The sequence below is a fragment of the Acidobacteriota bacterium genome, assembly GCA_020845575.1.
Taxonomy (GTDB): domain Bacteria; phylum Acidobacteriota; class Vicinamibacteria; order Vicinamibacterales; family Vicinamibacteraceae; genus Luteitalea.
In genome coordinates this window covers 1-9540 of record JADLFL010000078.1, presented here as the reverse complement: position 1 = coordinate 9540, position 9540 = coordinate 1, and the positions used below count along the sequence as shown (strand labels likewise).

General features: G+C 66.6%; 8 protein-coding genes and 1 tRNA gene. 2 read left to right on the top strand and 7 right to left on the bottom strand.

All coding sequences use genetic code 11. The features are described 5' to 3' along the window. The 5 genes from IT182_19740 to IT182_19720 form a co-directional block, all read right to left on the bottom strand. Positions 1-719: LON peptidase substrate-binding domain-containing protein (locus IT182_19740; GenBank protein ID MCC6165582.1), on the bottom strand; the 719-nt coding region annotated here is incomplete at its 3' end. Positions 720-728: 9 nt separating this feature from the next. Beyond that, positions 729-1976 carry an ATP-dependent Clp protease ATP-binding subunit ClpX gene (gene clpX, locus IT182_19735; GenBank protein MCC6165581.1) on the bottom strand — a complete coding sequence of 416 codons (1248 nt, stop codon included), beginning with the start codon at positions 1974-1976 and terminating at the stop codon, positions 729-731. A 62-nt stretch (positions 1977-2038) separates the two neighbouring features. Further along, positions 2039-2632 (bottom strand): ATP-dependent Clp endopeptidase proteolytic subunit ClpP, encoded by a 594-nt coding sequence (gene clpP, locus IT182_19730; protein ID MCC6165580.1) that lies wholly within the window; start codon positions 2630-2632, stop codon positions 2039-2041. A 132-nt stretch (positions 2633-2764) separates the two neighbouring features. Continuing rightward, positions 2765-4066 (bottom strand): trigger factor, encoded by a 1302-nt coding sequence (gene tig, locus IT182_19725; protein MCC6165579.1) that lies wholly within the window; start codon positions 4064-4066, stop codon positions 2765-2767. Positions 4067-4222: 156 nt separating this feature from the next. After that, positions 4223-4309: transfer RNA gene (locus IT182_19720), tRNA-Leu, on the bottom strand. 122 nt (positions 4310-4431) lie between these two features. Here IT182_19720 and IT182_19715 point away from each other — a divergent pair. Continuing rightward, positions 4432-6093, top strand: a complete 1662-nt coding sequence (locus tag IT182_19715; protein ID MCC6165578.1) for a diguanylate cyclase — start codon at positions 4432-4434, stop codon at positions 6091-6093. A 54-nt stretch (positions 6094-6147) separates the two neighbouring features. Here the strand turns inward: IT182_19715 and IT182_19710 are convergent, their stop codons facing one another. Continuing rightward, complete coding sequence (locus IT182_19710) at positions 6148-7053, bottom strand: paraslipin (protein MCC6165577.1); 906 nt, start codon at positions 7051-7053, stop codon at positions 6148-6150. Between the two features lie 12 nt (positions 7054-7065). After that, on the bottom strand, positions 7066-7509 hold the full coding sequence (locus IT182_19705) for an NfeD family protein (GenBank protein ID MCC6165576.1): 444 nt from the start codon (positions 7507-7509) through the stop codon (positions 7066-7068). 180 nt (positions 7510-7689) lie between these two features. On the opposite strand from IT182_19705, the gene IT182_19700 reads away from it, so the two are divergent. Next, positions 7690-9540, top strand: a 1851-nt coding sequence (locus tag IT182_19700) for a sodium-translocating pyrophosphatase (protein ID MCC6165575.1), incomplete at its 3' end; no start/stop codon positions are given.

The following is a 9540-nucleotide window of genomic DNA, read 5'->3' as shown; positions in this document are numbered from 1 at the left end:
TTGCGGCCCAGTTCCTTCTGGATCGCCTTCATCTTCTCGTTGAGGTAGTACTCCTTCTGCGCCTTCTCCATCTGCTTCTTCACGCGAGACTGGATGCGGCGGTCCACCTGGAGTTTGTCCACCTCGACTTCGAGCACCGACGCGATGCGGTTCAGGCGTTCGAGCGGCGAGACGATTTCGAGCAGGTTCTGCTTCTCTTCGATGCCGACGAGCATGTGCGCGGCGATCGTGTCGGCCAGCCGCGCGGGATCGTCGACGCGCACGGCGGCGACCATGGCGTCGTAGTGCAGGTTGTTGGACAGCTTCACGTACTGCTCGAAGAGCGAGACCACGCGGGCCATCGTGGCTTCGACCTCGCCGGCCGCCTCGCGCTGGCGCGCGATCACCTTCACCACCACGCGGAAGAAGCCCTTGTCTTCCTTCCATTCCACCGCACGGCCGCGGTCCACGCCCTCGACCAGCACCTTGATGTTGCCGTCGGGCAGCTTCAGGCTCTGGACGATGTTGGCCACGCACCCCATGGTGTAGATGTCGGCCGGCTGCGGGTCGTCGGTCGCGGCCTCGTGCTGCGCCGCCAGGAAGATGCGCTTGTCCTTGCCGAGCGCGTGCTCCAGCGCCCTGATCGATGACGGGCGTCCGATCACGAACGGCATCATCATGTGCGGGAACACGACGACGTCGCGCAACGGAACGATCGGGAGGGTTTCAAAAACTTCCATGCGGCGTGCCTATCCAGCCTTCTCCATCACCGTGATCGGCTTCTCTCGGGACTCGACCACGTCGCGCGTGACGACGCACTCGCGGATCTTCTTCTGACCCGGCACCGTGTACATCACGTCGAGCATCAGTTCCTCGATGATCATCCGGAGGCCGCGCGCGCCGATCTTGCGCGTCAGGGCCTGCTCGGCGATCGCTTCGAGGGCATCGTCGGTGAAGCGCAGCTTCACGTTCTCGTATTCGAGCAGCTTCACGTACTGCTTGGTGAGCGCGTTGCGCGGCGTCGTCAGGATCTGCACCAGTGCGGGGCGATCCAGTTCGTGCAGCGTCGCCACCACCGGCAGACGGCCCACGAACTCGGGGATGAGGCCGTACCGGATCAGGTCCTGCGGCTCGAGTTTCTCGAGCGTGGTGCCCACGTCGCGCGACTGGAAGTGCGACACGTCGGCCTTGAAGCCGAGCGACTTCCTGCCGACGCGCCGTTCGATCACCTTCTCCAGCCCGACGAACGCGCCGCCGCAGATGAAGAGGATGTTGGTCGTGTCGACCTGGAAGAACTCCTGGTGCGGGTGCTTGCGTCCGCCCTGCGGCGGGACGTTGGCCACCGTGCCTTCGAGGATCTTGAGGAGCGCCTGCTGCACGCCCTCGCCGCTCACGTCGCGCGTGATGGACGGGTTCTCGTCCTTGCGGCAGATCTTGTCGACCTCGTCGATGTAGATGATCCCCTGCTGCGCCTTCTCGATGTCGCCACCGGCGGCCTGGAGCAGCTTGAGGATGATGTTCTCGACGTCCTCGCCCACGTACCCCGCTTCGGTGAGCGTTGTCGCGTCGACGATGGTGAAGGGGACCGAGAGGAGGCGCGCGAGCGTCTGCGCGAGCAGCGTCTTGCCGGTGCCCGTCGGGCCGATCAGCAGGATGTTGGACTTCTGCAACTCGACTTCGTTGCGGCCCTTGGTCTGCTTGCCGATCTCGATGCGCTTGTAGTGGTTGTAGACCGCCACCGCGAGGCGCTTCTTGGTCTGTTCCTGGCCGATGACGTACTCGTCCAGGAACTTCTTGATTTCCTGCGGCGTGGGTAGCGTGGAGCGCGTGCCCTTGGCCTCGAAGCGGTTGTCGTCAGCGATGATGTCGTTGCAGACCTCGACGCACTCGTCGCAGATGAAGACGGTGGGGCCCGCGATCAGCTTCCTGACGTCGTTCTGGTCCTTGTTGCAGAACGAGCACCTGAGCACTTCGTTCTCGCCGTTCTTCTTCACCATGCGATCAGACCCGTCCTGCGTCGCCGGTGCGACGCGTGCCTGTCGTGGCCATCACGCGACGATCAGCTGCGCTTGCGGAGGAGAACATCGTCGATGATACCGTACTCGCGCGCCTGCTCGGCCGACATGATGTAGTCGCGCTCGGTGTCTGCCTGGAGCCGTTCGAGCGGCTGGCCCGAGTGCTCGGCCAGGATCTCGTTCAGCCGGTGGCGCATCCGCAGGATCTCCCTGGCGTGGATGTCGATGTCGGTGGCCTGGCCGCCGACGCCGCCCTGCACCCACGGCTGGTGGATGAGGATGCGCGAGTTGGGGAGCGCGAACCGCTTGCCCTTCGTGCCCCCCGCGAGCAGCACCGCGCCGAACGACGCGCACTGCCCGAGGCAGTACGTCTGCACGTCGGGCCTGATGTACTGCATCGTGTCGTAGATGGCGAGGCCGGCCGTGATCGAGCCGCCGGGGCTGTTGATGTAGAGCAGGATGTCCCGCTCCGGATCCTCGGCCTCGAGAAACAGCATCTGCGCGATCACCAGGCTCGCGACGGTGTCGTCGATCGGCGTGCCGATGAAGATGATGCTGTCCTTCAGCAGGCGCGAGAAGATGTCGTACGCGCGCTCCCCCCTGTTGGTCTGTTCGACCACCATCGGGACCAGTTGCATGCGCGGATCGGTCATGGGCGTGTTCGGTCTCGTGGCCCGCGACGCTTCGCCGCGGGCAGATTGCCGCACCCGGATGTGCCGGGCACTCCAGTCGTCATAGCCAGGGGAGCAGGTCGAGGCAGGGGCGTGCGATCACGCACCTGCGATCGTAGCACGCGCCATCGCGTGCGAAACCGCCTTCTCCCGCAACAGGCCCGTCCTGATGTTCCCGAGCTGGTCCTGCTGCGCCAGCTGGGCCTTCACCTCCGCCAGCGTCCGGCCTGCGCGGGTGGCATATCCGCTGATATCGGCATCCAGCTCCTCTTCCGATACCTCGAGGGCCTCGCGGGTCGCGATGGCGTCCAGCACCAGCACGCTCCTGACGGTGGCCACTGCCGGATCCTGCTGCTGCGTCCGGAATTCCTCCCAGTTGATGGCCGCCTGGCGCGGGTCCACGCCCTGGTCCATCAACCGGCTGGCGAACTCCTCCATCCGGCGATCCACCTCGCGGGTCACCATGCCCTCGGGCACTTCGCCGGTCATCCGGCCGGCGAGTTGCTCGAGGAGCTGCTGCCGCATCCGGCGCGTCCGCTCGCGGTCGGCATCCTGCTCCAGGTCCTGCCGGATCCGGGCGCGCAGGTCATCCAGGGTCTGGAACTCCCCGAGATCCCTGGCGAACTCATCGTCCAGGGTGGGGAGCACGCGGCGGCGCAGGGCCGTGACGTCGACGGCGTACTCCACGCGGGCGCCCGCCATCTCCTCCACCTCGTAGTCAGACGGAAACGCGATCTCGAAGGTCTTCTGCGTGCCGGACGTCACGCCGAGCAGCGCCTCGTCGAATCCCGGCGGGTTGGCAGCGGCACCGATTTCGGCCGACACGCCCTCATGGCGCTCGGGTTCCTCGGGCGTGATCTCGGCGCCCTGCGGCCCCGTGAGCCGGCGGCGCGAGAGGTGCATGACCACCGTGTCGCCCTGCTCGGCGCCGCGATCCTCGACGGGCTCCATGCGGGCGAGGCGATCGCGGAGCCGCGACAGCGCCTGATCGACGTCCTCGTCGGTCACCGGCATGTCGGGGCGTTGCACCGAAAGCGTCCCGAGGTCACCCGGATCCACGTGCGGCGCCACTTCGATGGCCGCCGAGAAGGTGAGAGGCTGGCCTTCTTCGAGCTGGATGTCGCGCACCTTGGGCGTGTCGACAGGCTGGATGCTCCTGTCGCGCAGGGCGTCGCCGACCACGCGCGGGACGAGATCGTGGGTCACGTCGTGGAGGATCTGGTCGCGGAACCGTTTGCGCACCACCTGTATCGGCGCCTTGCCGGGTCGGAATCCGGGGATGCGCGCGGCGCGCGCGTAGTCCTGCGCGATGCGCGCGATCTCGGTGGCGACGACCTCCGACGGCACTTCCACCGTCAAGGTCTTCCTGGTTTCGCTGACGTCGGTGAGTTCGACCTTCATGTTCGCTCGGAAGTCGGGAATCGGGATTCGGGAATCGGACACATCGTCGGCGCGTGCCCCGCGGCACCGCCGTCGACCGGGTTGGAGAAGGGCGTGGCGACGACGCTCGTGAATCCACAGGGCCTGCCAGACCAAGCTCGCCACGCGAGCGAAGTCTGGTGCGAAAGGGGGGACTCGAACCCCCACAGCCTTCCGGCCACCGGATCCTAAGTCCGGCGCGTCTGCCAGTTCCGCCACTTTCGCGTGGCGCCCGCCGAACACGCCACGCTATCACGATTGACGAGGAGGAAGGAAGGAGGAAGGCCCTCGTGTTGCCCGTGCCCGGTGCTGGTTGCCAATGATAGGATCGCTCGCGCCGGGCGCACATGAGCACGTGGGACGAAGATTTTCGTCAGTTGCAGGCCGAGTTCCTGCGCGGGGGGCCCGAACGTCTCGCCGACATCGATCAGGCGCTCGACCGCCTCGAGCGCGGCACGGCGGCGACGTTGGCCGATCTGAAGCGGCACTTCCACAAACTCGCCGGGGCGGGAGCCACGTATCAGCGGTCGCAGATCAGCGCCGTTGCCAAAGAGGGTGAGCGGCGGTGCGACGCGTTGCTCGAGCGCCACGGCCAGCCGACTGCCGACGATGTGGCGCAATGGCGCGAGAGCCGTCAGCGCCTGGCGGCGTTGTTCGAGGAGGGGCTCGCCACGCCAGTCGTCGCAGAGCCGACCGCTGCGGTCGTCGCTGCGCCCGTCGTCATCGCCGAGACGCCCCGCACGGGCTTCGACGTCCTGCTCGTCGACGAGAACGTCGAGACACGCCGCCTGCTCGCGTCGGTCCTGCAGCACGAAGGCATCGGCGTGCGTGAGGCGGGCACGTCCGCCGAGGCCCGGGCGCAGATCGACGCCCGCCTGCCCGATGGCCTGATCGTCGACGTTCGTCTCCCCGACGAGCCCGGCTACGGTGTCGTCGAGCACGCCAGGCTGCAGACCGACGGTGAGCACGTGGTGGTCCTCATGCTGAGCGCCGCCGGCGACTTCCTGGACCTCGCCGAAGCCATCCATGCCGGTGCCGACGCCTGCTACACCAAGCCGGCCGAGATCGAAGCCGCGCACCGCAAGCTGCTGCAGATGCTCGAGCGCCAGCAGGCCGACGTGCCGCGCATCCTCGTGGTCGAAGACGACGAGGACCATGCGGTGTTTGCGCGCAGGGTGCTCGAATCGGCCGGATATCACGTGGACGTGTGCAGTACGCCCCGCTCGTTTGCCGAGCACATGGCGACAGCGCAGCCCGAACTGCTGCTGATGGACGTGAACCTGCCCGAGGTTTCGGGCTACGACCTGGCGCGCCTCGTGCGGCAGCAGGAGCAGCACGCGGCGCTGCCGATCCTCTTTCTCACGTCCGAGGCGGAGATGGAGTCACGCATCCGCGCGACCAAGGCCGGGGGCGACGAGCATCTCACCAAGCCCGTCCACCCGGCGCTCCTCGCGTCGGCTGTGGGCGCGCGTCTGGAACGCGCGCGGTTCCTCAAGAGCCTGCTGCACAGGGACGGTCTCACGCGGCTGCTGACGCACGCCTCGTTCATGGAGCAGGTGCAGCAGGCCATCGACCGTCGTGCGCGCGCGATGCCGGCCCCTGCCACGCTCGTGTTGTTCGACGTCGATCACTTCAAGCAGGTCAACGACACGTACGGGCACCAGGCCGGCGACCGCGTGCTGGCGACGCTTGCCGGCTCCCTGCGCCAGCACCTGCGGCGCACCGACATCATCGGCCGCTACGGTGGCGAGGAGTTCGGCGTCCTTCTCGACCAGCTGCCGATCGACGATGCGCAGCGGTTGATCACGCGGTTGCTGAACGAGTTCGCCACGCTCGACCACAGCGCGGGCCCCCACCAGCATTTCCGCGTGACCTTCAGTGCCGGCATCGCACCCTACGTCGACGGCTTCGACAGACACACGTGGATCGAGGCCGCGGATCAGGCGCTGTACGCCGCCAAGAAGGCCGGCCGCAACCGCGTCCTCATCGCCGACGTGAAACAGCGATAGTGCACGAAAAAAGGGGGCCGCAGCCCCCCTTTCCCTCTTCCGTAAGCCGTAAACCTACGCCGTCTTCCGTGACACCTGCATGGCCGTGGCGATCATGCCGGCGATGTCGCTGGTGGTCGAGGGGATGATCATCGTGTTGTTCGTCTTGGCGAGCTTGCCGAACTCGGTGATGTACTGCTCGGCGACGCGGAGCTGTACGGCCTCCTGCCCGCCGGGTGTCTGAATCGCGGCGGCCACTTCGCGGATGCCTTCGGCCGTGGCGCGCGCCACGGCCATGATCGCGGCGGCCTCGCCTTCGGCCTCGTTCATCTGCTGCTGCCGGCGGGCTTCCGACGCCTTGATCACTTCCTGCTTGGCGCCTTCGGCCGTGTTGATGGCGGCGTCGCGCTGGCCTTCGGACGTGAGAATCACCGCGCGCTTCTCGCGTTCGGCGCGCATCTGCTTCTCCATCGCGGCGAGCACGTCGGAGGGCGGCGTGATGTTCTTGATCTCGTAGCGCAGCACCTTCACGCCCCAGGGGTCGGTGGCCTTGTCCACCTCGCTCACCACCTGCGTGTTGATGTTGGTGCGCTCCTCGAACGTCCTGTCGAGATCGATCTTGCCGACCTCGCTACGGAGCGTGGTCTGCGCGAGCTGCGAGATCGCGAAGTGGTAGTCGGAGATGCCGTACGAGGCGCGCTCGGGGTTGAGCACCTTCAGGTACAGCACGCCGTCGACGCCCACCTGGACGTTGTCGCGCGTGATGCACACCTGCGCCGGGATGTCCATCGCCGTCTCCTTCAGCGAGTGCTTGTAGCGCACCACGTCGATGAAGGGCACCAGGATGTGGAAGCCGGCGTCCAGCGTTCCGGCATACCGCCCCAGCCGCTCGACGACGTAGGCGCTCTGCTGCGGGACGACGATCGCCGTCTTGGCGACGATGATCAGGACGAGAATCGCGAAAATGATGAGGACAATCAGGCCTTCCACGGGTCAGAGCGCTCCTTCGCGGCGAATCGAGATGGTCAGACCGTCCACCGCGGCCACCAGGCATCGCTCGCCCGGCGTGATCGGTTCGGGTTCCAGGTTACGCGCGGTCCAGACCGTGCCGCGCAGTTGTGCGCGCCCCAGTCCACCGGCGGGGATGCCGTCCATGGCCACAGCGACTTCGCCGCGCAGGGAGTCGATGTCGCCGGATCCGGCGGTCCGTGACTGCATCAAACGCAAGAGCGGGTCACGGAAGAACAGAAGTGCCGACACGGAGAGCACGCTGAACATGAGCCACTGGACCCACGCCGGTCCGTCGAGGCCCACAGACGCAAGTCCTCCCACCAGCAGCGCGCCGATGCCGAAGAAGATGAGGAAGAACCCGCCCGGGGTTGCCAACTCCAGCCCCGCGAGCAGCAGGCCGAGGACCACCCAATACCACCAGACCATCCGCAACGCTCCGTCGTGAAGGACCTCTGCATTATAGGGGCACCAAAGGCCTAGGCTCCCACGCGGGGCTTATGACACAATCCCGGCCGGCTTATGGCGGAGGTCTGCTCCACGAGCCCCCGGCGCGCCGGGGACCACCGCCCCTTGAACAGAATCACTCCCATCGCGAGACGTAATCCGATGCCTGTAGTTCGCAGACTGGCCACCAGTGCCCTGACCCTTGCCGCCGGCCTGCTGGCCGCCGTGCCGGCCTTCGCCCAGGGCCATCGCCCCGGCGGGGAGGCCAACCTGATCCTCCCGAACCTCGATTCCGCGCAGTTCCTCGGCGTCGGCGGCCACACGCTGCTGCTCGTCGGGCTCCTCGTGAGCGGCCTCGGCCTGCTGTTCGGCCTCGCCATCTACCAGCAGCTCAAGTCGATGCCGGTCCATCGCTCGATGCGCGACGTGTCGGAGCTGATTTACGAGACCTGCCAGACGTACCTGCAACAACAGGGGCGGTTCCTTCTCATCCTCTGGCTCTTCATCGGCAGCATCGTCCTCCTGTACTTCGGCCGTCTCGCGCACACGGTCGACCCCACCACCGGCGCAGACGTCTACGGCTTCCCGCCCGTCAAGGTGGCCGTCATCCTGCTGTTCTCGCTCATCGGCATGGCCGGGTCCTATGGTGTGGCGTGGTTCGGCATCCGCGTGAACACGTTCGCGAACTCGCGCACGGCGTTCGCCGCGCTCGAGGGCAAGCCGTATCCCTGCTACGCGATTCCGCTCAAGGCGGGCATGAGCATCGGCATGGCGCTCATCTCCGTCGAACTGCTGCTGATGCTGGTCATCCTGTTGTTCGTGCCGGCCGACTACGCAGGGCCCTGCTTCATCGGATTCGCGATCGGCGAGTCGCTCGGCGCCGCGGCGCTGCGCATCGCGGGCGGCATCTTCACCAAGATCGCCGACATCGGGTCGGACCTGATGAAGATCGTCTTCAAGATCAAGGAAGACGATGCGCGCAACCCGGGCGTGATCGCCGACTGCGTGGGCGACAACGCGGGCGATTCGGTGGGACCGAGCGCCGACGGATTCGAGACCTACGGCGTGACGGGGGTGGCGCTCATCACGTTCATCATGCTCGCGGTGCGCGAGCCCATCGTGCAGGTGCAGTTGCTCGTGTGGATCTTCATGATGCGCATCATCATGGTGGTCGCGAGCGGTCTCTCGTACTTCATCAACGAGGGCATGGCGAAGGCGCGTTACGGCTCGGCCGCCACGATGAACTTCGAGCACCCGCTCACGAGCCTCGTGATGATCACGTCGGGCGTGTCGGTGGTGCTCACCTACATCACGTCGTGGCTGCTCATCCCGACGATCGGCGGCGACGCGAGCCTCTGGTGGAAGCTCGCGAGCATCATCACGTGCGGCACGCTCGCGGGTGCGATCATCCCGGAACTGGTGAAGGTGTTCACGTCGGTGGACTCGGGGCACGTGCGGGAAGTGGTGAGCAGTTCCGAGGAGGGCGGCGCGTCGCTCAACATCCTCTCGGGGCTGGTCGCGGGTAATTTCTCGGCGTACTGGCTCGGCCTGACGGTCGTCGTCCTGATGGGCGTCGGCTACTACGTCAGCGAGATGGGGCTGGCCACGCTGATGGTGGCGCCCGCGGTGTTCGCGTTCGGCCTGATCGCGTTCGGCTTCCTCGGCATGGGGCCCGTGACGATCGCGGTCGACTCGTACGGTCCCGTCACCGACAACGCGCAGTCGGTCTTCGAGCTCTCGACCATCGAGGCCATGCCCGGCATCTCCGACGAGATCCGGAAGGACTTCGGGTTCGTGCCCAGCTTCGAGCGGGCCAAGCAGTTCCTCGAGGAGAACGACGGCGCGGGCAACACGTTCAAGGCCACGGCCAAGCCGGTGCTCATCGGCACGGCGGTGGTCGGCGCGGCGACGATGATCTTCTCGATCGTGATGGTGCTCACAGAAGGCCTGCGTCCGGAACTGGTGGCGCGTCTCTCGATTCTGCACCCGCCGTTCCTGCTCGGCCTCATCACG

What these genes read in the sequence shown, in the direction of transcription:
- clpX (MCC6165581.1), bottom strand. Translation starts at nt 1,976, where the DNA reads ATGGTGAAGAAGAACGGCGAGAACGAAGTGCTCAGGTGCTCGTTCTGC.
- clpP (MCC6165580.1), bottom strand. Translation starts at nt 2,632, where the DNA reads ATGCAACTGGTCCCGATGGTGGTCGAACAGACCAACAGGGGGGAGCGC.
- tig (MCC6165579.1), bottom strand. Translation starts at nt 4,066, where the DNA reads ATGAAGGTCGAACTCACCGACGTCAGCGAAACCAGGAAGACCTTGACG.
- IT182_19715 (MCC6165578.1), top strand. Translation starts at nt 4,432, where the DNA reads ATGAGCACGTGGGACGAAGATTTTCGTCAGTTGCAGGCCGAGTTCCTG.
- IT182_19705 (MCC6165576.1), bottom strand. Translation starts at nt 7,509, where the DNA reads ATGGTCTGGTGGTATTGGGTGGTCCTCGGCCTGCTGCTCGCGGGGCTG.